The sequence below is a fragment of the Pseudomonas sp. EA_5y_Pfl2_R50 genome, assembly GCF_963970475.1.
GTDB lineage: Bacteria > Pseudomonadota > Gammaproteobacteria > Pseudomonadales > Pseudomonadaceae > Aquipseudomonas.
In genome coordinates, this window is the sequence record NZ_CAXAPT010000080.1 from 1 (window position 1) to 593 (window position 593).

The 593-nt window shown below is 60.4% G+C and carries 1 protein-coding gene; it reads right to left on the bottom strand.

Going from position 1 to position 593, the window contains the following annotated elements:
* Nucleotides 1-496 (bottom strand): hypothetical protein (locus AACY19_RS26795; protein WP_339454505.1); only part of this gene is annotated, 496 nt, incomplete at its 3' end.
* Between the last annotated feature and the right edge of the window lie 97 nt (nt 497-593).

Here is a 593-nt window from a genome sequence, read left to right on the forward strand (position 1 = left end):
TAGTGGAATTTGCATTTACGCTCGTGTCCAACGCTGCATCGTACCATGGATCGCTCGTGGCATAGCCGCCGATACGGATACCGTCCCGGCCCATATACTGGATGCCGACGTCGCGCACTATGACGCGTGCGCCCATGATAGCGAGCCCGTCGCCGGTGTTCCCGCTTTCGCCGACGATGCCGCCGCCCTCGATGATGGAACCAAGCGCCCCTGGGTTTACCTGTATCGCTGGGCCAGCGCAGCTATTACCCTTAATAATGAGCGTGCCGCCGAGCAATTGGCCCGGCACGTAATGAGATCCCTCTAACTTGAGGTGCGTGGGCGCAGTCAGCTTAATCGTCTGCGAGATGCGCGGGCGACCTTGGATGATGAGCGGGCGGCTCCGGGCGTTCGCAACCGCGATGGCTGCCATAATTGCCGGATAGCTATCGGTTGACGAACCTTCACCTGCCTCGGTGTAACCCGTAAATCCAGACGCATAGACAAACTCGTCCATTACCTGCGCAGCAGTACGCGTTGCCGCGCCTATTCCTGCGGGGGTATGGCTGATCCCGGTCGCGCCCTGCCGTCTCCACACCCCGACCGATAGAGAT